At 65.9% G+C, this 22,418-nt stretch carries 16 protein-coding genes; 11 read left to right on the forward strand and 5 right to left on the reverse strand.

All coding sequences use genetic code 11. The annotated features are described in order from the left end of the window. Nucleotide 1 precedes the first annotated feature (1 nt). A complete protein-coding gene (gene greA, locus ACZK2G_RS09885) occupies nucleotides 2–466 on the forward strand; it encodes a transcription elongation factor GreA (protein ID WP_174238326.1) in 465 nt (154 codons plus the stop codon). A 4-nt stretch (nucleotides 467–470) separates the two neighbouring features. Beyond that, on the forward strand, nucleotides 471–1,391 hold the full coding sequence (locus ACZK2G_RS09890) for a phosphoglycerate mutase (protein ID WP_295379830.1): 921 nt from the start codon (nucleotides 471–473) through the stop codon (nucleotides 1,389–1,391). A gap of 228 nt (nucleotides 1,392–1,619) precedes the next feature. Here ACZK2G_RS09890 and ACZK2G_RS09895 read toward each other — a convergent pair whose 3' ends face one another. After that, entirely contained in the window at nucleotides 1,620–2,663 is a 1,044-nt protein-coding gene (locus tag ACZK2G_RS09895) for a DUF1176 domain-containing protein (RefSeq protein WP_478475400.1), read from the reverse strand. Between the two features lie 122 nt (nucleotides 2,664–2,785). On the opposite strand from ACZK2G_RS09895, the gene recJ reads away from it, so the two are divergent. After that, entirely contained in the window at nucleotides 2,786–4,543 is a 1,758-nt protein-coding gene (gene recJ / locus ACZK2G_RS09900) for a single-stranded-DNA-specific exonuclease RecJ (RefSeq protein WP_136639657.1), read from the forward strand. 84 nt (nucleotides 4,544–4,627) lie between these two features. On the opposite strand, the gene ACZK2G_RS09905 is transcribed toward recJ, so the two are convergent. Beyond that, the gene (locus ACZK2G_RS09905) at nucleotides 4,628–5,677 is read right to left on the reverse strand and encodes a DUF1176 domain-containing protein (RefSeq protein ID WP_426353566.1); all 1,050 of its coding nucleotides are present in this window, start codon (nucleotides 5,675–5,677) and stop codon (nucleotides 4,628–4,630) included. 131 nt (nucleotides 5,678–5,808) lie between these two features. On the opposite strand from ACZK2G_RS09905, the gene ACZK2G_RS09910 reads away from it, so the two are divergent. Further along, complete coding sequence (locus ACZK2G_RS09910) at nucleotides 5,809–8,721, forward strand: DUF2135 domain-containing protein (RefSeq protein WP_478475402.1); 2,913 nt, start codon at nucleotides 5,809–5,811, stop codon at nucleotides 8,719–8,721. A 91-nt stretch (nucleotides 8,722–8,812) separates the two neighbouring features. On the opposite strand, the gene ACZK2G_RS09915 is transcribed toward ACZK2G_RS09910, so the two are convergent. The 3 genes from ACZK2G_RS09915 to ACZK2G_RS09925 all read right to left on the reverse strand — a co-directional run bounded on the left by ACZK2G_RS09915 (nucleotide 8,813) and on the right by ACZK2G_RS09925 (nucleotide 12,405). Then, on the reverse strand, nucleotides 8,813–9,970 hold the full coding sequence (locus ACZK2G_RS09915) for a hypothetical protein (protein ID WP_478475403.1): 1,158 nt from the start codon (nucleotides 9,968–9,970) through the stop codon (nucleotides 8,813–8,815). A 127-nt stretch (nucleotides 9,971–10,097) separates the two neighbouring features. Further along, nucleotides 10,098–10,823, reverse strand: coding sequence for a phosphatase PAP2 family protein (locus ACZK2G_RS09920; RefSeq protein ID WP_478475404.1), 726 nt, complete (start codon nucleotides 10,821–10,823; stop codon nucleotides 10,098–10,100). A 382-nt stretch (nucleotides 10,824–11,205) separates the two neighbouring features. After that, a complete protein-coding gene (locus tag ACZK2G_RS09925) occupies nucleotides 11,206–12,405 on the reverse strand; it encodes an acyltransferase family protein (protein ID WP_478475405.1) in 1,200 nt (399 codons plus the stop codon). 175 nt (nucleotides 12,406–12,580) lie between these two features. Here ACZK2G_RS09925 and ACZK2G_RS09930 point away from each other — a divergent pair, with 175 nt between their 5' ends. The 7 genes from ACZK2G_RS09930 (at nucleotide 12,581) to rpfG (ending at nucleotide 22,417) form a co-directional block, all read left to right on the forward strand. Beyond that, nucleotides 12,581–13,447, forward strand: coding sequence for a LytTR family DNA-binding domain-containing protein (locus ACZK2G_RS09930; RefSeq protein WP_253079135.1), 867 nt, complete (start codon nucleotides 12,581–12,583; stop codon nucleotides 13,445–13,447). A 188-nt stretch (nucleotides 13,448–13,635) separates the two neighbouring features. Beyond that, nucleotides 13,636–14,761 (forward strand): peptide chain release factor 2 gene (gene prfB / locus ACZK2G_RS09935; RefSeq protein ID WP_097048047.1). Its coding sequence is split into 2 segments (ribosomal slippage): nucleotides 13,636–13,710 and nucleotides 13,712–14,761, totalling 1,125 coding nucleotides; the frame shifts between segments, so codons are not numbered across the junction. 45 nt (nucleotides 14,762–14,806) lie between these two features. After that, nucleotides 14,807–15,589, forward strand: a complete 783-nt coding sequence (locus ACZK2G_RS09940; RefSeq protein WP_046985666.1) for a helix-turn-helix transcriptional regulator — start codon at nucleotides 14,807–14,809, stop codon at nucleotides 15,587–15,589. Between the two features lie 683 nt (nucleotides 15,590–16,272). Continuing rightward, nucleotides 16,273–17,658, forward strand: a complete 1,386-nt coding sequence (locus ACZK2G_RS09945; protein ID WP_295381890.1) for an NAD-dependent succinate-semialdehyde dehydrogenase — start codon at nucleotides 16,273–16,275, stop codon at nucleotides 17,656–17,658. Nucleotides 17,659–17,721: 63 nt separating this feature from the next. Further along, complete coding sequence (locus ACZK2G_RS09950) at nucleotides 17,722–19,362, forward strand: acetolactate synthase large subunit (protein ID WP_428709107.1); 1,641 nt, start codon at nucleotides 17,722–17,724, stop codon at nucleotides 19,360–19,362. A gap of 198 nt (nucleotides 19,363–19,560) precedes the next feature. Further along, a complete protein-coding gene (gene lysS / locus ACZK2G_RS09955) occupies nucleotides 19,561–21,072 on the forward strand; it encodes a lysine--tRNA ligase (protein WP_043398964.1) in 1,512 nt (503 codons plus the stop codon). Between the two features lie 205 nt (nucleotides 21,073–21,277). Next, nucleotides 21,278–22,417 carry a cyclic di-GMP phosphodiesterase response regulator RpfG gene (gene rpfG, locus ACZK2G_RS09960; protein WP_006364528.1) on the forward strand — a complete coding sequence of 380 codons (1,140 nt, stop codon included), beginning with the start codon at nucleotides 21,278–21,280 and terminating at the stop codon, nucleotides 22,415–22,417. Nucleotide 22,418 lies beyond the last annotated feature (1 nt).

Genomic DNA, 22,418 nt, shown 5'->3' on the forward strand with positions numbered 1-22,418 from the left:
CATCACCATGAAGGGCGCGCAGAAGCTGCGCGACGAACTGGATCACCTGAAGTCGGTCAAGCGCCCGAAGGTGATCGCCGCGATCGCCGAAGCCCGTGAGCATGGCGACCTGAAGGAGAACGCCGAGTACCACGCCGCGCGCGAGGAACAGGGCTTCATCGAAGGCCGCATCAAGCAGCTGGAAGGCGAGCTGTCGCATGCCGAGATCATCGACGTGAGCAAGCTCAATGCCGGCTCCAAGGTGGTGTTCGGCGCCAGCGTGACGCTGGCTGACGTGGAAACCGACGAAGAACGGAAGTACCAGATCGTTGGCGACCTCGAGGCGGACATCAAGCAGGGCCTGATCGCGATTTCCTCGCCGGTGGCGCGCGCGATGATCGGCAAGCTGGAAGGCGATTCGATCGTGATCGACGCCCCGGCAGGCCAGCGCGAGTACGAGATCGTCAGCGTCAGCTACCTGGACTGACCAGGTGGCGACGGCGACCCTGCTGTTGCCCGCGCGCAGCCGCTTTGCGGCGGCTGCGCTGCCCGATGACGTGGCCCGTGCCCTGGGTCGCGCCAACGCCTCGCAGCATGAGGCGGGCGAGCGCGCGCAGCTGACGCGCCATTTCATGGTCGCCGCGTCGCATTGGCCGGTGGCCGCATTGACCCGCCAGCGTGACGTCGGTGATGCCGCTGGCGCCAGCTGGCTGCGTGCCGATCCGGCCTGCATGGTGCCGGACATGCACGGTGCGCGGATGATGGCATATGGCGAAACGCTGCGGCCGACGCTGGCAGACTGCCTGGCACTGCTGCCGGTACTGCAGCCATTGTTCGCCGACGCCGGGTTCGCGCTGGATGCACCGGACCCTTCGCGCTGGTACCTGCGGCTTCCGATCGACAGCGAGCTGCCGGACTTCGACAGTCCGGACGAGGTGCTCGGCGATGACCTGTTCGCGCACCTGCCCGAAGGCGAGGTCGGCCGCCGCTGGCGTGCATTGATGACCGAGGCGCAGGTGCTGCTGCACAACCATTCCTGGAACCAGCAACGTGCGGCCCAGGGGCAACAGCCGATCAATTCACTGTGGTTCTGGGGCGGCGGCGTGATGCCGGTGTCGGTCAACACACCGCACGCGCAGGTGCGCAGCCGCGATGCATTGCTGCAGGGTCTTGCGCTGGCAGCGGGTGTGGCGGTGGATGGCGATCAGTCCGTGGATGCGCTGGTCGATCTGCGCCAGCTGCGATCACTGCCGCAACTGGGCAACGACGCGATCCGGCCACTGCTGGCCGCGCTGAAGCGTGGCGAGCTGCAGCGGCTGGTGCTGGATTTCGAGGATGGCATGCAGTTCCAGCTGGACCGCGGACAGCGCTGGCAGTTCTGGAAGAAGCCGCGGCAGCTTCACGACGCCTGAGGCAATCTGCGCACGCAGGCCATGCCTGGCGGAATCCGGTGATTGTGGTAGCGCCGGGCCATAGCCGGGGTGAGCTTTGCATGCTCCGAGGCTGACTCAAGTGCCCCGATGCTGCCCACGCGTTTTCCGTCCAGATGCGCCAACCGGAACCGTGGCCCAGGCAGGCGAAGACATCGCCAGCAATCCCAGCAGGAACATCGGCAATTGCGGCAGAGCTGGGCAGCGCATTCAACGAACCTCGCTGACCAGGGTCGGCAGCATCCAGTGTCCGCCCGGCATGCCACGGCACAGCCCGGTGCTGAAAGCACTGCTTGGCTGGAATCGGCGGCCATCCCATGTCCAGTCCGAGCCGGAGACGCAGTCGCCGATGCCTCTGCCTTTGGAGCGTGCGTACAGCGTGCGCTCGAAGTGCGAAAAGCCCTCCGCTTCGAGCGTGACCGTCTGCGGGGCGAACGGAGGGCGATCACGCGCGATCCAGAAACCATTGCTGTAGTTGTATGCACCCATCTGGCACAGCGCCTGCACCAGTACATGGCTGTCGTCCAGCCGCTCGATCACCATTTCCGGGGTGCCCTTGTACTCGATCAGACGCGGACAGTCGTCACCGTCGTCGAGCGTGGCAATCAGCGCGTCGCGCAGCGCTTCGCTGCTACCCAGTTTGCTGTCTCCGGGGCGAGTGGCCACCAGCGCGGCGCGCATGATCACGGGCCTGGTCTGCGCAGCCGGCACACTCGCTTCAGCACGCGTGCCACGCCGTACCAGGGCGCCGGGCGTATCAAGGCGCCCTTGTACTTCGTCCATCTTCAACAGCACGGCGGCGGCACCACGATCGGAAATCGGCCAGCGCGTGGCCCTGCTGTCGATCACCTCGATGCGCGCCTTGCCGGGCAGGGCGGCGAGCAGCGCATCAACCTGCGCCGGGCGCAGCGTCACGGATTCGTCGGCACCGGTGTCCTGCACGGGCCCCAGATCACGGCCGTTCACCTGCAGGCGCATCGCGCCTTCGGGCATTGCACTTTCGCCATCCTCGCCCACGCGCAGCCGCGCCTTCACGGTTGTGCCGGGGCCGCCGGCTCGTTCCAGCATCAGGCCCAGCGAGCTGTCTGCGCTCTCCGGGCCATAACCGGCGGCGCGGCAGGTGCCGGTGTTGTCGCAGGCCAGGAACCAGTCGTGATGCACGAACTCGATGCCGGGTTCCAGTGGCGTATTTCCGGCATGGCCGGCGAGCGGAAGCAACAGGCCGACAATCAGTGCGGACAGCAGGCGGTACATGGCGAATTCCATTTCAGAAGCGGACAAGCATGGGTGATCACCGCGCCTGCGCCAAGCCCGGGAAGAGCCTGGCAAGCCGGGCGGGGTATCATGCGCGGGTCTTCCGTAACCCGGCGATGCCGATGTCCCTTGCCGCCGATGCCGTGCAGCCCTCCTCTGATACGCCGACGATCCGCCGCCGCGATGCGGTCGCGCCCGCCAACTGGCCGGAGGGCACGCTGCCACTGCTGGCGCGGCTCTACGCCAGTCGCGGTGCCGGTACCCCGGAGCTGGCGCTGCCGAAGCTGGGCAGCCTGCATGCGCCCGAGCTGCTGACCGGCATCGAGGCTGCGGTGGGCCTGCTCGTCGAGGCCATCGCCAACGACAAGCGCATCCTGGTGGTCGGCGATTTCGACTGCGATGGCGCCACCGCCTGTGCGGTCGGCGTGCGTGGCCTGCGCATGCTCGGCGCACAGCACGTCTTGCACGCGGTGCCGAACCGCATGGTGCACGGCTACGGCCTGTCGCCGTCGCTGGTGGAGGAGCTGGCCGAGCTGCAGCCGGACCTGCTGGTCACGGTTGACCACGGCATTGCCTGCCACGCGGGTGTGACTGCAGCCAAGGCGCGTGGTTGGCAGGTGCTGGTCACCGACCACCATCTGCCCGGCCCGCAGCTGCCACCGGCCGACGTGATCGTTGATCCGAATCTGGATGGCGATGCGTTCCCCAGCAAATCGCTGGCCGGCGTCGGCGTGATCTTCTACGTGCTGATGGCGCTGCGCCGGCAGATGCGCGAGGCCGGGGTCTTCGCCGATGGCAAGGGCCCGGACCTGACCACACTGCTGGACCTGGTGGCAGTCGGTACCGTCGCCGACCTGGTGGCGCTGGATTCGAACAACCGTGCGCTGGTCAGCGCGGGCCTGCGCCGCCTGCGCGCAGGGCAGGGCTGTGTCGGCCTGCGTGCGCTGATCGAAGCCAGCGGCCGTGACGCCGCGCGACTGACCGCCACCGATATCGGCTTCGCGCTCGGCCCGCGCCTGAACGCCGCGGGCCGGCTGGAAGACATGGCGCTGGGCATCGCGCTGCTGCTGACCGAAGACCCGCGCCAGGCGCGCGAGATCGCGCAGACGCTGGAGCAGATCAATTCGGAACGGCGCGCCGTGCAGCAGTCGATGACTGACGACGCCGAGCAGGCGTTGACCCGCGTGGTGCTGGACATGGCCGGCCAGCGTCCGGTGGCCGCCTGCCTGTTCGATGCCGATTGGCATCCGGGCGTGGTCGGCCTGGTCGCGTCGAAGATGAAGGATCGCCTGCATCGCCCGGTGATCGCCTTCGCGCCTGCAGAACCCGGCGCCGACACCCTGCGTGGCTCAGCTCGCTCAATTCCCGGCCTGCACATCCGTGACGCACTGGCATTGGTCGATGCGCGGCATCCGGGCCTGATCGAACGCTTCGGTGGGCATGCCATGGCGGCTGGCCTGAGCATGCGGCTGGATCACGTCGATGAATTCAAGACCGCCTTTGTTTCGGTGGTGCTGGAAATGCTCGACCCGGCGGCACTGCAGCAGCAGGTCCTCAGCGACGGCGAACTGGCCGCGGACGAACTGGACCATCGTCACGCCGATGCGCTGCGCCTGGCCGGGCCGTGGGGCCAGGGCTTCCCCGAACCGCTATTCGACGGCCACTTCGAAGTGGCCAACTGGCGCGTACTGAAGGAGCGCCACCTGAAGCTGGAACTCCGCCTGCCGGGCGTACCCGGCACGATCAACGCGATCCACTTCGGCGGCTGGCACGGGAACGCACCCGGCCGTCATGTGCATCTGGCCTATCGGCTGGCCTGCGATGACTATCGTGGCGGCAGCGCCATCCAGCTGATCGTGGAGCACTGCCTGCCTGCATGAAAAAAGGGGACGGAGGGGATTAAGTCGCTTGTGCCTTGTTTGCCACTTGCGACTTAATCCCCTCCGTCCCCTTTTTCTGTGGCGTCAGCGGACCTCGCTGACCAGCATCGGCAGTTCCCAGGTGCCACCGGGCACGCCCCGGCATAGCCCAGGTGCCACCTCGGACGTCGCGATGAAGTTCGTCCCGTCCCACGTCCAGGCTGCGTGCGACATGCAGTCAGCGAGGCCGCGGCCCTTCTGCGCGGCAATGATCTGGCCGTCGGCGTAGTCGATCGCATCGCTGGTCACCCATTGCGCCCGGAACGGCGCCTGCGGGCGCGCGACCCAATAGCCATCGCCGATGTTGTAGGCCCCGCGCCAACACGGGACCGTGACCAGCACATGCTGCGCGTCCAGGCGCCGGACCTGCAGCGGGGAGTTGCTGAGCGGAACGTCGGCATCAGTTTCCTGCAGGCCTTCGCAGCTGTCGTCCTCCAGCGTGGCACGCAGTGCTGCGCGCAGGGCGGGTGAGGCGGCCAGCCGAGCAAACGCGGGATCATCCGGAGTCGAGTCCAGGGTAGCGGCCTTGTGCACAACCGGCACCGGCAGTGCGGCGGGGACGCTGGATTCAGGCGTGCTGCCCTTGCGCATCACGGCGCCGGGCGTGCCGAGGCGGCCCTGGTACTCATCGATCTTCAGCAGTACCGCTGCGGCACCCTTGTCCGACAGCGGCCAGCGATGGCCAGCGCCATCGGTCACGCTGATCCCTCCATCGCGTACAAGTGCGGATAACAACGCGCTGGTCTGCGCGGCATTCAAGCTGTGCGTGCCTTCGCCCTTTGCCGGGGTCAGCACGCCCAGGTCCTGTTGCTGGATGCGCAGATGCAGCGCGCCCTTGGGCTGGGTTTGGCCTTCTTCCGGCTGCAGCGACAGGCGCCCCTGGATGACCTGGCCGGGGCCGCCCTTGCGGGTGAGCAGCACGCTAAGGGTGCTGTCATCGTCGGCGGCGTAGCCGGCGGCGCGGCAGGTCAAGGTGTTATCACAGGCTACGACCCAGTCGTGGTGCTGGAAATACAGGCTCTTGGCCGGAGCTGTCGCAAGGGCGGTCAGGGGGCAGGGAAGGGCCAACAGAGTGGCCAGCAGGGGCAATCGCATCGGCATCCTTGCGCGTGTGGGAGAGTGGGGCATGGTGCCTGTGGGTGGGGCCAAAGAAAAGCCGCGCACGGTCCAACCCCATTCCGGCTGTCCGTGCGTTCAGACGTCCACGATCCCACTGGAGCCCTGTCATGGTCTTCGTCCGTTGCTGCGCTGTGTTGTTGCTGGCCCTCGCGGCCGGGCCTGTCGGCGCTCAGTCGCCACGTATTGCCAGGCCGCAAGCCACCACCCCGCTGTTGATTGCGCCCGCCGCCGAACAGCCGGTGCAACTGCAGCGTGCCCGCATCGAAGGCGAGGTCCAGGCCGGCATCGCCCAGACCCGGATCACCCTGGAGTTCCACAACCCGAACCGGCGCGTGCTGGAGGGCGAGCTGCAGTTCCCGCTGGCCGATGGCCAGCAGATCACGGGCTTCGCACTGGATATCAACGGTGAACTGCGTGACGCGGTGCCGGTGCCCAAGGACCGTGGCCGCCAGGTATTCGAGGAGATCGCCCGCCGTGGTGTGGACCCGGGCCTGCTGGAACAGACCGCCGGCAACCAGTTCCGCCTGCGCGTCTACCCGCTGCCGGCCGGTGGCAGTCGGCGCGTGCAGCTGGTGATTCGTGAGCCGTTGGCCTTCGTCGGACAGGGCTGGCAATGGACGCTACCGCTACAGTTCGCTGCCGGTGCTTCATCGGTTGAGCTGAAGCTGGAGGCGCCGGGCGCGGCCACCGCAGGTACGGCTCCGTTCCGCATCAATGCGGGCCAACTGCAGTGGCAGGGCAACGGCGCACAGTTGCCGAAGCAGCTGCAGTGGAGCCTGCCGGCAGCCCGCCAGGCACAGGTGCAGGTGGCGCCCTGGGAGGATGGCCATTACCTGCTGGCGCAGCTGCCGGTGGCGGCCAGCAGCACGCCCCGCACGTTGCCCAGCGAAGTCGGCCTGCTGTGGGACGGCTCCGGTTCGGCGGGCCAGCGCGATCGCACACGTGAGTTCGCGCTGTTGGATCGCTACTTCGCCGCGATGGGTGACGGTACGGTGGCATTGACCGTGCTGCGCGACCGTGCCGAACCGGTGCGTCGCTTCCGTATCCGAGCCGGCAACTGGAACGAGCTGCGCGCAGCGCTGCAGGCCGTACGCCCGGACGGTGCCAGCGCGCTGGCGCAGTGGCAGCCGCAACCGAGCGTGAAGGAATACCTGCTGGTCAGCGATGGCCTGCTGACCTATGGACCGGAAGCATTGCCAGCACTCGCACCGCAGCAGCGCCTGTTCGCGGTCAGCAGTGCTGGTGCGCGAACCGATGCAGTGCGCCTGCGCGGCTGGAGCGAAGCCCATGGCGGACGCTTCGTCGCGCTGGGCAAGGATGTTGACGCGGCTGCGCGGGAACTGCTGTCGTCACCGTTGGACGTACAGGTGGATGCGGGCCGTGGCGTACAGGATGTTGTGATCGATCGTCGCAGCGAGGCCGAAGGCTGGCTATGGCTGCATGCTCGCCTTGCGGCGGACGGCGTGCCGATGCGGGTACGCGTCGGCGGCGGTGAATGGCAGGCACTGCCGGCAACGCAGAAGAGTGACGACGGTGAACTGCTGGCCGGCTTGTGGGCGCAGGCCCGTCTGCAGCAACTCGGCGCCGACCGCCGAGGCAACCGCGAGGCAATGCAACTGCTGTCGCAGCAGTTCGGCCTGGTCGGGCCGGATACCTCGCTGATCGTGCTGGAGACCCTGGAGGACTACCTGCGCTATGCGATCCGCCCTTCGGGCAAGCTGCGCGCCGAGTACGACGCCAGGTTTGCAGTGCAGGTAAGTGATCGCGCCGCTGCTGATCGCCGGCGTCTGGATGAAGTGGCGGCACGCTGGAAGGAGCGCCAGCAGTGGTGGAACCGCAGCTGGCCGAAGGGAGCGCCTCCACAGTTGAAAGGCGGGGCGCTGGAAGTTGCATCCGCGGACTACGCGATGGACTCGGCGCCGGTGGCGATGCTCGCTGCGCCGGCCCCCGCGGCACCGCCCGCGCCGGCACCGATGGCCGCCGCCGTCGAGCAGCGCATGGAAGCCAGCAGTGCGCGTGCACGTCGCTCAGCGCCTGCATCGAACAAGGCCCTGGATTCAATCACGGTCACTGGTGGCCGTGTCGCTGCGCCCGCTGCCGCCAACGAGGGCGAGCTCGGCATCCAGCTGGCGGCCTGGCAGCCGGACTCGGCCATCGCCAGACGCCTGCGCCAGGGCCCGGCGTCGCAATTGTATGACCGCTACCTGGCCGAGCGCGATGCGCATGCCGACAGCAGCGCGTTCTTCCTCGACGTGGCCGATCTGCTGCTGGAGCAGGGCCAGCGCGAACTGGCACTGCGTGTGCTGTCCAACCTGGCCGAGATGGACCTGGACAACAGGCACCTGCTGCGCGTGCTCGGCTACCGCCTGATGCAGGCGGATGCCCCGGCGCTGGCGGTGCCGGTGTTCGAGCAGGTGCTGGCGATGGGCCAGGAAGAACCGCAGAGCTTCCGCGATCTTGGCCTGGCACTGGCGGCTGCGGGCAAGCCGCAGCAGGCGTTGGCGCCGCTGTACCAGGTGGTGGTGCGGCCGTGGGACAACCGCTTCGACGGCATCGCCCTGATCGCATTGGACGAGCTGACCAACCTGGTGGCACGCAGCACGCCACGGCTGGATACCCGCAGCATCGACCCACGCCTGCTGCAGGCGATGCCGCTGGACCTGCGCGTGGTGCTGTCGTGGGATGCCGACAACAGCGACATGGACCTGTGGGTGACCGACCCGAACGGCGAGCGCGCGTACTACGGCAACCGCCTGACCTACCAGGGCGGGCAGATGTCGCAGGATTTCACCGGCGGCTATGGCCCCGAGCAGTTCTCGCTGCGTGACGCCAAGCCGGGCAAGTACAAGGTGGAGGCCAATTACTTCGGCAGCCGCCAGCAGCTGGTGACTGGTGCGACGACGCTGATGCTGCGGCTGACCACGCGCTGGGGCACGCCGAAGCAGAAAGACCAGATGGTCACGATGCGGCTGAAGGATCGTGCCGAGACCGTGCTGGTGGGCGAGTTCGAGGTGAAATGATCGATTCCGGGCTTTTGTAGAGTCGAGCTTGCTCGACTGCCTCAAGGTAGAGCCGAGCCCAGGCTCGGCTCTATACGATGCAATCCAGCCGCTATTTTCCGCGCATCCATGCGTCGAGTTGTCTAGCCAACGTACGATTCTTGTAGGCAGATGCAACTGAGCCCGTGCCTGGAACCAGATTGATTCCTAGTCGTGCGTTTATCTGCTTGACCCATTCAGGAAAATGATCAAGCGTGGCGCCGATGATTGGCGGCAATTGGAAATCATTGCTGGTGGGTTCGTCCCGGTAGGCGACGTAGGAGCCATTGCCGACGCTCAGATTGATTGACCAAGGGGTATCAGGCCAGCTGTTGAGATCAAGTCTGATCCGGGGATGCCCCGGCTCGCTGCTGTACTCACCTCCGTGATAGAGGGTGATGCTGGCACTCCAATCACGGATGTTGTCAACGTGCCAGCCCTCCCGCTGCGCCAACTGGACTGCGTCACCTGTCATGATCCGGGTGTCGTGCAGCTGCGCCAGATGTTCGCAGAGAACGTCGAACTCGGCGTCCGCTGCGCAGTGGGGCCGGGTCGCCTCGGCGGTGTGATGAAGCAGGGAGAGCACATGGCCGCGTTCCCTGTCTTCGGGCCAGTTCCTGGCTATCAGGTCGTTTGTCATCTGGATGCGCGTGTCCTCATCGAGCAGTGCAATGAGCACCATGCCCCAATAGAGGATTCGACCCATACCCTTGATATCCTGTTGCAGGAACCGGGCTGTCTCGAGAATGGTTCGCGCAAATGGGCGATATGGCAGAAATTTATCGACCTTCTCTCGCTGGGCCTGGAACGACTGGTACTTCCTGCAGTGCTCCACCAGACGCGTGCGCTGTTTCAGATCCGCGGCATTGTTAACCACACCGCTTGGCAGCTCGCCATGTTCATTGAAGCCGAAGCAGAAGAGATGCGGGAGGCTGAGGCCTGGCTGGCGTGTGTCGTAGCCCACAGGGAGCTTCGTGAGCTCCTGGTACGCAGCAACAAGGATGGGAAAGTCTCTCTGCGGGAGTCCTGCGACCTTCCAGTCTCCCACTCGCAGCCAATGGAAGTAGAAGCGTTGCAGCATATCCTGGGGCAGGTCGTTACCAGCCCTTGGTGCGAGTGCCGCGAGTTGATTGTGATAACTCGGATAGAAGTCGCCCTGACGTTCTTCAGCAAGCGCAGCCTCCTCTGATTCAATGAAGGCGGCCAGCATACTGATGTCGGATTGATCCATTGCAGGTCTCCAGGGCAAAGGTCCACTTCCGTCTGGAAGGCGACCGGGGAGAATCGCAAGGTTCTTGGGAACATCCAATGCGAATAGTTGCAAATGCCGTGAAGGTAACCAACAGGTAGGGTTAGTCTCAGACCTTGGAGACCCCATGCGGAATCCACCGCATCCACCGCGCCAGTGCCACGCCGCCACCGAGGATCAACAGCGTGCCAACGGTCTGCCACAGCACTTCGGTCGCCGGTACATCAGGCAGCGGAATGGCCGCGGCGAACAGATCGATCAACGGCCGTGCCAGTAGATAGATCACCACCACAGCCAGCACGCGCAACCCCCGCTGCACGATGCTCTTCGGATCCACCGGCCAGCCGCGCCATTGCAGCCACGCCACCAGCAGGCCCAGCGCGAGCAGTCGCCCGGCTTCACCAACTGGAACGTAGAGGGTGGTCGCTGCCGCCCACGCCAGCAGCACGCCAAGCCCCAACAGGACCGGCAGCTGCCACTGTCTGCTTGAGCGCATCCCTGGCATCAGCTGCCATGCCAACAGAGCCACGCCGATGCCGATCAGCCATCCGGCCAGCACGTCGGCCAGGAAATGCCGGCCCAGGTACATCCGTGACAGCGCCATCAGCAGCGGCCAGCCCAGCGCCAACGCCCAGCGCAGCCAGCGTGGGCGAATGCCGAAGGCCAGCAGCAGGCCGGCGCAGGCAGCGGTGGCCACGCCAACATGGCCACTGTTGAAGCCATAGTCGGCGTCGGGCTGCGCGCGCAGCATGGCGGTGGCCTGCGCATCCGGCAGCGACCAGAACGATTGTCCGCCGCCGTTGACCACGAAGGGGGGGCGACGGCACCCCTTCATCCAGCACGCGCGCATCCACATCCGACGGGCGGGGCAGGGCGGCACCCTGCTTGATCGCGTGGGTGGCGCAGGCCATCAGCAGTACCGCCAGCATTACGCACAATCCGGCGCGCAGCCGTGCGCCGAACGCGCACAGCAGGATCAGCGTCGTTTAGGCCATTTCGTAGCCGAGCAGGCTGATGAAGTGCATCAGCGACAGCATCCCGCCGGCGTCGAAGGTCTGCTGCAGCCACAGGTGCCAATAGGTCTGGAACATCCGTTGTCCTCATTGCGCTGTTGCCATGCGCGTAGGCGCTGACATTAGCGGATTATCGGTTGGTGGACGGGTAGAGCCGAGCCTATGCTCGGCTCAAGGCACAAGCAGCCGAGCGCGGGCTCGGCTCTACAACGTCGCGGCGTGTGCAATCGCCGTTGCTGGCCGTTCGGCGCGCAGACCGAACAGGGGGCGCAGCCAACGCGAGCGTCGGATCAGCAGTTCGTGGATCAGCAGGCAGCCGCCGACGGTGCCGGCCAGCAGCAGGGCCGGTTCCATCCACGGGCCCAACTGCAGTGGCTTGAGCCAGAACAGCAGGGCGATGATCAGGCTCTGGTGCAGCATGTACCAGGGATAGATGGCTTCGGTGCAGTACGACAGCCAGCGGAACGGGCGATCGAGGAAGACCTTTCCCCAGCCGAGGGTGGTAAGCAGCGCGGTCCATACGTAAAGCGACTGGCTGGTCCGGACCTGCAGGTCCCAGAACGGTTCGGGCCAATGCCGCAGCGAGGAATCAGCCGGCAGTACCTGGCCGAGGATGCGCAACCCGAGATACCAGCCGACTGCGGCCAGCGCCAGCCATAGCGTGGTGCGGCGCAGGGCGACTACGCGTTGCCAGAACGCCGGCTCGCGGCCGAGCAGGTAGCCTGCCAGGAACACCGTCGCGTACTTCGCGTGCTGGTACCAGTCGCCAAGCAGGGCATTGGTGGACGGATAGATCGGCTCCAGCCAGATCACCCATGCCAGCAGCAGGGCGGATGGAAGACCGACCAGCAGTATCGGTGATGCTGCGCAGAAGGCCATCGCGCGGCGCACCACTGCCGTTCCCAGCAACGGCATCAACAGGGCCAGTGCCAGCGTGTAGTTCCACAGATAGGCCAGGTACCACAGGTGGTTCCAGGTGATGCCGTACTGCCAGCCGGCGAAGCTGCCTTCCGGCCACGGCCGCACCTGCCAGTAGCGCAGCAGGAAGTGGCCGAAGCCCGGTGCCACATGGCCGTTGGCCACGCCTTCGCAGTATGGCTGGATCGGTACGATCACGAACATGCCGAACAGCAGGGGCAACAGCAGCTTCCACGTACGTACGCCAGCGAAGCGCAGCAGCCTGCTTTCGGGCCGCATCAGTGCGATGGCGATGCCCGAGATCAGGAACAGCAGTGACATCCGCCAGCGATTGACGAACACCATGGGCCACTGCAGCCATTCGGCGGTGTGCACGCTCTTGAGGTGAAAGCCCCAGTCGTCCACATAGGCCATCGCGGTGTGGTAGAGGATCAGCAGGGCGAAGGCGAACACCCGCAGGGCGTCGATGTCGTGGCGTCGGTTCATGGTCATGGTGTGCCGGGAAGTCGAGCCAATGTGACGCCGTCTCGTCCGTGCAGCGACTGCCAAGGGGTCGCCGGAACCCGTGCAGTGACCAATGGCGGGGGTGGTGGGACCAATGGAGCCGCTACCCTCGGTTCCTTGAGGCACGCTGGAGCACCGCAACACCATGGATCACCCAATGGCACCAGGCCGCCCACCGCGCTGGCGTACGTCAACCCGTCTATTGCTATGGGCGGCGATCCTATCGGCCTCGGCAGTGACCAATGCGTTGGTCGAGGTGATGGACGCCAGTCGCCGCGGCGCCGATCTGGGCCTGTGGGAGCCGATGATCTGGGAATTCAGCAGCCTCGTCCCGATCCTGCTGACCCTGCCGCTGCTGTGGCGGGCGTGCGAGCGCTGGCCGCTGCATGCCGATACCTGGAAGCGGCGGCTGCCGCTGTACCTGCTGGCCAGCATCGGTTGGTCACTGCTGCATGTGGGGGGAATGATGCTGCTGCGGCATCTGGCATACGCATCGCTGGGCTATCGCTACCAGGACGATGCCGGCTGGCTGGAACGCTTTGCGTACGAATACCTGAAGGATGTGCGCACCTTTGCGCTGTTCGTGGCACTGGAGCACTTTGCCAGCTGGTTCGGCCGGCGCAGGCAGGGCGAGGCGAGCCTGCTGGCCGAGCCCGACGTAGGTCCGCCGGTGGAGCCGGTCGAGCGTCCCCAGCATTTCCTGGTACGCAAGCTGGGCAAGGAGTTCCTGGTGGCCACCGCAGACGTGGAATACGCCCAAGCGGCGGGGAATTACGTGAATCTGCGGGTGCGCGGCCACGATTACCCGCTGCGGATCACCATGGCGGTGTTGGAGCAGCGGCTGGACCCGGGCCAGTTCCTGCGCCCGCACCGCAGCTGGCTGATCCACCGCAGCCAGTTGCGTTCGATCGAACCGCTGGATGGCGGCGAGGCCTTGTTGCATATGGCCGACGGGGCCAAGGTGCCCTGCAGCCGGCGCCAGTTGCCGCTGCTTCGGCAGGCGCTGGGTGGGGCGGGAGGGTAGAGTCGACTGTTAATCGACTATCGCGCGCAGCGCGGGCTTCACCGCAATCTGAATGAAAAGCAGTCGACTGACAGTCGACTCTACCAACGGACGGGTTTGCAGCCTGGGGCAGGCCCTGACCCCTCATTCCGGGCGCCCCCGGCCTGCGGTATCATTGCCAGTCATCTTTTGAATGCATAACCGCCGACATGATCGAACTGAATCCTGTCCGCCAGCGCATCACCGATCTGACCGATCGCGTGCTGTCGCTTCGGGGGTATCTTTGACTACGACGCCAAGAAAGAGCGTCTTGAAGAAGTAACGCGGGAGCTGGAAAGCCCCGACGTCTGGAACAACGCCGAATACGCCCAGAACCTGGGCCGCGAGCGCTCCAGCCTGGAAAAGACCGTGGGCGGCATCGCCTCGGTGCTCGACGGCCTGGCTGATGCCACCGAACTGCTTGAGCTGGCCGAATCCGAGCAGGATGAGGACACCGCGCTGGCCGTGGTCGCCGACCTGGACAAGCACCAGTCGCACGTCGAGAAGCTGGAATTCCAGCGCATGTTCTCCGGCGAGATGGACAATGCTGCCGCATTCGTCGACATCCAGGCCGGTGCCGGCGGCACCGAGGCCCAGGACTGGGCCGAGATCCTGCTGCGCATGTACCTGCGCTGGTGTGAATCGCGCGGCTGGAAGACCGAGCTGATGGAAGTCTCCGGTGGCGACGTCGCCGGCATCAAGTCGGCCACGCTGCGCGTGGAAGGCGACTACGCCTACGGCTGGCTGAAGACCGAGACCGGCGTGCACCGCCTGGTGCGCAAGTCGCCGTTCGATTCGGACAACCGCCGCCACACCAGTTTCACCTCGGTGTTCGTGTCGCCGGAAATCGACGACAACATCGATATCACCATCAACCCGGCCGACCTGCGTACCGACGTGTATCGTTCGTCCGGTGCCGGTGGCCAGCACGTGAACAAGACCGAGTCGGCGGTGCGTATCACCCACATCCCGACCAACATCGTCGTGGCCTGCCAGACCGGCCGCAGCCAGCACCAGAACCGCGACAACGCGATGAAGATGCTGGCCGCCAAGTTGTACGAGCTGGAGATCCAGAAGCGCAACGCCGAGAAGGACGCCGTGGAAGCCACCAAGTCCGACATCGGCTGGGGCAGCCAGATCCGCAACTACGTGCTCGATCAGAGCCGTATCAAGGACCTGCGCACCGGCATCGAGCGTTCGGATACGCAGAAGGTGCTCGACGGCGACCTGGACGAGTTCGTCGAGGCCAGCCTGAAGGCCGGCCTGGCCGTGGGCTCCAAGCGCGTCGATGCCTGATCGACGCGCCTGCGCGGATATCATCGCCCTCCGTGATGGAGGGAGATGATGCGCAGCGAAAGTGAACGCAAGGAACTCGGCGGCTTCCTCAAAGCCTGCCGCGCCCGTGTCGACCCCGCCACGCTCGGCCTGCCGGCCGGGCGCCGGCGTACCCCGGGCCTGAAGCGCGAGGAAGTGGCACTGGCGATCGGGGTCAGTGTCAGCTGGTACACCTGGATCGAGCAGGGCCGCGAAGTGCGCGCCTCGCCGGAGGTGCTTGAACGCTTGGCGCAGGTGCTGCGCATGAGCGACGACGAGCGCGCCTATGCGTTCGCGCTGTCCGGCTACGGCGTGCCGCTGGAGTCCCCGGACGAGACGGTCACCGATGGCCTGCGGCAGCTGGTGGAAGCCATGCAGCCGATCCCGGCCTACGTGCGCAATACCCGCTACGACATCCTGGCCTGGAACCCGGCCATCGCCGACCTGTTCGTGGATTACAGCCAGCTGGCGCCGCACGAGCGCAACACGCTGCGGCTGATGTTCCTGTATCCGCCGTACCGCACGCTGATCCTCAACTGGGAAGAAATGACCCGCGGGCTGCTGGCGGGCTTCCGCGCGGCGATGGCGCAGGCGCCGGACAAGGCCCCGTTCCTGGCGCTGGCCGAGGACATCGCCGCGCACAGCGAGGAGTTCCGCCAGTGGTGGCCGGAGCACGATGTGCGGCGGTTCGATGAAGGTGCGAAGAAATTGAACCATCCCACGCGCGGGCTGCTGGACCTGCAGTACGTGGCGCTGGTGCCGGAGAGCCGGCATGACCTGTCACTGGTGACCTACCTGCCGCGAAGGTAGGTTGGTCGGCAGGGCTTGCAGCCCTGCACCTGCTGTAGTGCCGGCCGCTGGCCGGCAACAGCAACAGCAACAGCAACAGCGGGCTTTCCGTGAGTTGGTGGGGCGGTGTCGGAGTGCGGGGACGCCGCAAGTACGTCCGTGTAGGCTTGGCCGCGGCATCCATGCCGCGGACACCCCGCACTCCGACACCGCCCCACCTCTGACAGATCTCCGCTGCTGTTGGTAGGTGTCGACCTTGGTCGACACGTTGATCCACGCCATGCGTGGATGAAATCTGTCAGATATCGAAATACATCTGGGGTCAGATCCGTTTCCTTCGGAAAGCGGATCTGACCCCAAGAGCCGTTCCAACAGACCGCGGGAATCTGTCGAAGGCGGGGTGGGTCCGGTTGCGGGGGCGTGAGCCGCATGGATGCGGCGACCGAGCTTACATGGACGTACTTGCAGCGACCCCCGCAACCGGACCCACCCCGCCATCCCGCAGGAAACCAGCTTGTGCTGTTGCTTCGGCTGTTGTTGTTGCTTCGGCGGGTGCAGGGCGCAGCCCCGCCAAGAGCTCCCCATTCAGGCAGGTAAGTGCAGGTCACAGGATAAGCAGACGCCTTGTTGTGCCCGTCCATCGGGTCCACATTCCTGTGCAGGAGACGGGCTGTCGCCCGTTGTCGAGACACCAGGAGACCTGCATGTCCGCTGCCCCCACCACTGCCATTTCCCGCGATCCGGCCACCGGCCAGCAGATCGCCAGCCATCCCTTCGCCACCGACGCCGAACTGGAGACCATCCTCGATCGCGGTCAGACCGGCTTCGCGGCCTGGAGCGCCAGGAGCCTCGAACAGCGGGCCGAGGTGCTGCGCGCGATGGCTGCCGTACTGCGTCGTGACCGCGAGAAGCTGGCTGCACTGGCCACCGCCGAAATGGGCAAGGTCCAGGCCGAATCCCTGGCCGAAATCGAGAAATGCGCCGTGCTGTGCGACTGGTACGCCGACAACGGTGCGCAGTTCCTGCGCGACGAACCGACCCAGGTGCCCGACGACAAGGCTTACGTGTCCTACCTGCCGCTGGGCGTGGTGCTGGGCATCATGCCGTGGAACTTCCCGTACTGGCAGGTGATGCGTGCGGCGGTGCCGATCCTGATGGGCGGCAACGGCTTCCTGCTGAAGCCGGCCGAGAACATCGTCGGTACCGCGCAGCTGCTCGACGCGGCGTGGCGTGATGCCGGGCTGCCGGAAGGCACCTTCATCGCCGCCAACATCAGCCGCGACGGCACCAGCCGTGCGATTGCCGATGACCGCATCGCGGCGGTGACCCTGACTGGCAGTGTGGCCGCTGGCCGCAGCATCGCCGCCCAGGCCGGGCAGGCGCTGAAGAAGGTGGTGCTGGAACTGGGTGGATCGGACCCGTTCATCGTGCTGGCCGACGCCGATCTGGACGCTGCCGTCGAAGCGGCGGTGGCTTCACGCTTCCAGAACACCGGGCAGGTCTGCATCGCCGGCAAGCGCATCATCGTTGAAGACGCGGTCTACGACCGTTTCGTGGCGCAATTCTGCCAGAAGGTGCAGGCGCTGACCGTCGGCGATGGCCGCGAGGCCGGCAACCGCATCGGCCCGATGGCCCGGCAGGACCTGCTGGAACAGCTCGACGCGCAAGTCCGTGCCTCGGTGGACGCGGGCGCGAAGCTGCTGGTCGGCGGCCATCAGCTGGATCGCCCGGGCGCGTTCTACGCCCCCACCGTGCTGGCCGACGTGGAGCCGGGCATGCAGGCCTTCGATACCGAGACCTTCGGTCCGGTGGCCTCGATCAGCCGCGCCCGTGATGCCGACCATGCAGTGGAGCTGGCCAACCAGAGCGAGTTCGGCCTCAGCGGCAACCTGTGGAGCGGCGACCGCGCGCGGGCCATGCAGCTGGCGCGCCGGCTTCAGACCGGCGGTGTGTTCGTCAACGGCTTCTCCGCTTCGGACCCGCGCGTGCCGATCGGCGGCGTGAAGAAGAGCGGCTTCGGCCGTGAGCTCTCGCACTTCGGCATCCGCGAATTCGTCAACGCGCAGACGGTGTGGTTCGACAAGCGTTGACGCGCAGCTTCCATCCTTCCTGCAACGATCCATCATCAGTCCAGCGAAAAGGACGGCATTCCAATGTCCAAGGGTTCAGATCTGCTTGTCGCCGCGCTTGAGAACGAAGGCGTCGAGCGTATTTTCGGCATCCCCGGCGAGGAGAACCTCGACGTGGTCGAATCACTCCGCCATTCCAGCATCGAGCTGGTCATCACCCGCCACGAACAGGCAGCCGTGTTCATGGCAGCCACCTATGGCCGCCTGACCGGCAAACCGGGTGTGTGCCTGGCCACGCTCGGCCCCGGCGCGCTCAACTTCACCACCGGCGCCGCCTACGCGCTGCTGGGTGCGTGGCCGGTGATCATGATTACCGGCCAGAAGGGCATCGTCGCCAGCAAGCAGGCGCGTTTTCAGATCGTCGACATCGTCAGCACCATGAAGCCGCTGACCAAGCAGGCGCGGCAGATCGTCTCCGCGCGCACCATCCCGACGATCGTCCGCGAGGCATTCCGTACTGCGCTGGAAGAGCGCCCGGGCCCGGTGCTGCTGGAGCTGCCCGAAGACATCGCGGCCGATGAGGTCGGGGACGTAGCGCTGATTCCGCCGCACGCGGTGGATCGTCCGATTGCCAGTCCGGAAGCACTGGACCGCGCGGCGGACATCATCCGCAACGCCAGGCGCCCGCTGCTGATGATCGCCTCGGCGGCGTCGCGGCCGCAGTCCAGCGAAGCGTTGTCGGCCTTCGTGCTGCGCGCTGGTATTCCGTTCTTCACCACGCAGATGGGTAAAGGGGCGGTGGCCGGTGGTTCGGGGCTGTACATGGGCACCGCCGCGCTGACCGAGCGCGACTACGTGCACATGGCGATCGACCAGGCTGACGTGATCGTGACCATCGGTCATGAGGTCACCGAGAAGCCGCCGTTCGTGATGCGCCCGGGCGGACCGACTGTGATCCATATCGGCTACTCGCAGGCGGCGGTGGAGCAGGTGTACTTCCCGCAGGTGGAAGTGATCGGCGATATCGGTCGCTCGCTGACCCAGCTGGCCGACCGCATCGAAGGCGCGGTGCCGAACGCCGACGCGCTGCTGCCACTGCGCGCAACCATCCTCGAACATCTGGCCGACCGTGCCGAAGAAGCCGGGTTCACCCCGCAGCGACTGGTGCACGACGTGCGCCAGGTGATGCCGCCGGACGGCATCGTGGCGCTGGACAACGGCATGTACAAGATCTGGTTTGCGCGCAACTACCGCACTCAGGTGGCCAATACGCTGCTGCTGGACAACGCGCTGGCGACGATGGGCGCGGGCCTGCCGTCGGCGATCATGGCCTCGATCCTGTACCCGCAGCGGCGGGTGCTGGCGGTGTGTGGCGATGGCGGTTTCATGATGAACAGCCAGGAGCTGGAGACCGCGCGACGGCTGGGCCTGAACCTGGTGGTGCTGATCCTCAACGATGGCGCCTACGGGATGATCCGCTGGAAGCAGGCGGTGGATGGCTTCACCGACTACGGCATGACCTTCAGTAACCCGGATTTCGTGAAGTATGCGGAAGCCTATGGCTGCAAGGGCCATGAAGTGACGGCCATCGAGCAGTTCATCCCGACGCTGGAGGCGGCGTTCAGCGAGGGTGGGGTGCACCTGGTGTCGGTGCCGGTGGACTATTCGGAGAACCAGCGGGTGCTGGTGGATGAGCTGCGGCAGGCATTCCCCGGGAACGGGTGAATCCGGGGCATGGCCCGGTAGGTGTCGACCTTGGTCGACACGGTGGGCGCCAACCAAGGTTGGCGGCTACCGGAGCAGGGGCGGCCCAAGGCCGGGCCTGGGCGCGTGCGGAGGCCGGGGCTGGGCGGTTTTGGTATGCTGGGCAACCGGCTGTGCCGGGCGCAACATCCCTCCTCACTACACGATTCCCGCAGATCCATGAGCGAAGCTACCGATACCCCCCCCGTTGACGAAAACAAGTTGATCGCCGAGCGCCGCGAGAAACTCAAAACGCTGCGTGGGCAGGGTATCGCGTACCCGAACGACTTCCGTCGCGAGGACTTCGCCGGCCGCCTGCAGGAAGAATTCGCCGACGCCGAACAGTGGACCGCCGAGGCCCTGGAAGGCAACGGCCGCCAGGTGAAGATGGCCGGCCGCCTGATGGCCAAGCGCATCATGGGCAAGGCCAGTTTCGCGCAGATCCAGGACGAGTCCGGCCGCATCCAGCTTTTCCTGCAGGGCACGGTGCTGGGCGATGCCTATACCGCCTTCAAGGGCTGGGACGTGGGCGACATCATTGCTGTCGAAGGCGGCCTGACCCGTACCAAGACCGGCGAGCTGTCGGTCAAGGCCGAATCGATCCGCCTGCTGACCAAGTCGCTGCGCCCGCTGCCGGACAAGTGGCATGGCCTGGCCGACGTCGAGCAGCGCTACCGCCAGCGCTATGTCGACCTGATCGTGACCCCGGAGTCGCGCGCGGTGTTCATCAAGCGCTCGAAGATCATCCGCGCCATGCGCGCGTGGCTGGACAACCGCGACTTCCTGGAAGTCGAAACGCCGATGATGCATTACATCCCCGGCGGCGCGGCGGCCAAGCCGTTCACCACCCACCACAACGCGCTGGACCTGGACCTGTACCTGCGCGTGGCGCCGGAGCTGTACCTCAAGCGCCTGACCGTGGGCGGCCTGGAGCGCGTCTACGAGATCAACCGCAACTTCCGCAACGAAGGCGTCAGCACCCGCCACAACCCGGAATTCACCATGATGGAACTGTACGAGGCCTACGCCACGTACAACGAGATCATGGACCTGACCGAAGGCGTGATCCGCGACGTGGCCAAGGCCGTCAACGGTGGCACCGAGGTTGAGTGGGACGGCGCGAAGATCGACCTGGGCCCGGCGTTCCGCCGTTGGCGCATGGACGAGGCGGTGCGCCACCACAATCCGGAAATCTCGGCCGCCGATTGCACCGACCGCGATGCCCTGCTGCGCCATTGCGAGCGTTTGAAGATCCGCGTCAAGCCGTCCTACGGCTGGGGCAAGCTGCTGCTGGAGATCTTCGAAGCCACTGTCGAGCACACCCTGATCCAGCCGACCTTCATCACCGACCACCCGGTGGAGGTCTCGCCACTCGCCCGTGCCAACGACAACGATCCGGGCTACACCGACCGCTTCGAGTTGTTCGTCAACGGCAAGGAGCTGGCCAACGGCTTCTCCGAGCTGAACGACCCGGAAGACCAGGCCCAGCGCTTCCAGGCCCAGGTGGCGGCGAAGGAAGGCGGCGACGACGAGGCCATGCACTACGACGCCGACTACATCCGTGCGTTGGAGTACGGCATGGCCCCGACCGGCGGCCTCGGCATCGGTGTCGATCGCCTGGTGATGCTGCTGACCGGCAGCAGCTCGATCCGTGACGTGCTGCTGTTCCCGTACATGCGTCCGGAGCAGTAAGTCGTCTTTTTGACTCCTGTTTGTGCGCGCCGTCGCGAAATGAGACGGCGCGATTGACGCCTCCCGCACTCGGCGTATCGTTAATGCACTACCTTGACGTCTGTTGTGGCTTGATCGGCGCCAGGGGGAGTGCGCACTGTGGAGAGTCCGCTTCACAATGTGATGACGATCATGAACCGGGACGCATGACACGGGAGTCAGGCCGATGCAGGGTGCGAGCGTTCGCAGCGGCAGGGTATCCTCGCCTGCTGATGATCCAGCATGGTCGAGAAACCAGGCAGAGTACGCGTTGAACATCGTCATTGTTGACGACCAGACGTCCGCGCGGACGATGCTGCGTCACGTCATCGAAGATATCGCGCCGGAACTGAGCGTGTATGACTTCGGTGATCCGTTGACCGCATTGGCCTGGTGCGAGGCGCATCCGGTCGACCTGCTGCTGCTCGATTACCGCATGCCGGAGATGGACGGGCTGGAATTCGCCCGTCGTTTCCGCCGCCTGCCCAAGCACCGCGACATTCCGGTGATCCTGATTACCGTGGTCGGCGACGAGCCGATCCGGCAGGCCGCGCTGGAAGCGGGCGTCATCGACTTCCTGGTCAAGCCGATCCGCCCGCGCGAACTGCGTGCGCGCTGCTACAACCTGCTGCAGCTGCGCCAGCAGACCGAGAACGTGAAGCAACGCGCCTTGTCGCTGGAGCAGCGGTTGCTGGCCAGCATGCACGAGGTCGAAGAGCGTGAGCGCGAGACCCTGTCGCGATTGGCTCGCGCGATCGAGTTCCGTGATGCCGGCACCAGTGCCTACCTGGAGCGCATGGCGCGCGTGGCCGGGCTGATTGCCGAGCAGCTGGGCCTGCCCGAAGACGACGTGCGCCTGATCGAGATGGCCGCGCCCCTGCATGACATGGGCAAGATCGCTATTCCCGATGCGGTGCTGCTCAAGCAGGGCAAGCTCAACGACGAAGAACTGGCGATCATGCGCCGGCACCCGCGCATCGGGCACGAGCTGCTCAGTGGCAGCCAGAACCGCTTCATCCAGGTTGGCGCATTGATCGCGCTGCGCCACCACGAGCGTTACGATGGCAGCGGCTATCCTGATGGCCTGGTCGGTGAGGCGATCCCGCTGGAAGCGCGCATCGTCGCCGTGGCCGACGTTTTTGATGCCCTGATTTCGCCCCGTCCGTACAAGGAAGCATGGACCATGGAAGCCACACTGGCCTATCTGTACGCCCAGCGTGGCCGACTGTTCGACCCGCGCTGCGTGGATGCGCTGATGCGCGGTCACCAGCAGTTGATGGATATCTGCGCCCAGCACTCGACGGCATCGACGCGACCGGGTGGGTGAC

The organism is Stenotrophomonas sp. 107298_Sma (genome assembly GCF_056480345.1).

What these genes read in the sequence shown, in the direction of transcription:
- ACZK2G_RS09895 (WP_478475400.1), bottom strand. Translation starts at nt 2,663, where the DNA reads ATGTACCGCCTGCTGTCCGCACTGATTGTCGGCCTGTTGCTTCCGCTC.
- recJ (WP_136639657.1), top strand. Translation starts at nt 2,786, where the DNA reads ATGTCCCTTGCCGCCGATGCCGTGCAGCCCTCCTCTGATACGCCGACG.
- ACZK2G_RS09905 (WP_426353566.1), bottom strand. Translation starts at nt 5,677, where the DNA reads ATGCGATTGCCCCTGCTGGCCACTCTGTTGGCCCTTCCCTGCCCCCTG.
- ACZK2G_RS09910 (WP_478475402.1), top strand. Translation starts at nt 5,809, where the DNA reads ATGGTCTTCGTCCGTTGCTGCGCTGTGTTGTTGCTGGCCCTCGCGGCC.
- ACZK2G_RS09915 (WP_478475403.1), bottom strand. Translation starts at nt 9,970, where the DNA reads ATGGATCAATCCGACATCAGTATGCTGGCCGCCTTCATTGAATCAGAG.
- ACZK2G_RS09920 (WP_478475404.1), bottom strand. Translation starts at nt 10,823, where the DNA reads ATGAAGGGGTGCCGTCGCCCCCCCTTCGTGGTCAACGGCGGCGGACAA.
- ACZK2G_RS09925 (WP_478475405.1), bottom strand. Translation starts at nt 12,405, where the DNA reads ATGAACCGACGCCACGACATCGACGCCCTGCGGGTGTTCGCCTTCGCC.
- ACZK2G_RS09930 (WP_253079135.1), top strand. Translation starts at nt 12,581, where the DNA reads ATGGCACCAGGCCGCCCACCGCGCTGGCGTACGTCAACCCGTCTATTG.
- ACZK2G_RS09940 (WP_046985666.1), top strand. Translation starts at nt 14,807, where the DNA reads ATGATGCGCAGCGAAAGTGAACGCAAGGAACTCGGCGGCTTCCTCAAA.
- ACZK2G_RS09945 (WP_295381890.1), top strand. Translation starts at nt 16,273, where the DNA reads ATGTCCGCTGCCCCCACCACTGCCATTTCCCGCGATCCGGCCACCGGC.
- ACZK2G_RS09950 (WP_428709107.1), top strand. Translation starts at nt 17,722, where the DNA reads ATGTCCAAGGGTTCAGATCTGCTTGTCGCCGCGCTTGAGAACGAAGGC.
- lysS (WP_043398964.1), top strand. Translation starts at nt 19,561, where the DNA reads ATGAGCGAAGCTACCGATACCCCCCCCGTTGACGAAAACAAGTTGATC.
- rpfG (WP_006364528.1), top strand. Translation starts at nt 21,278, where the DNA reads ATGCAGGGTGCGAGCGTTCGCAGCGGCAGGGTATCCTCGCCTGCTGAT.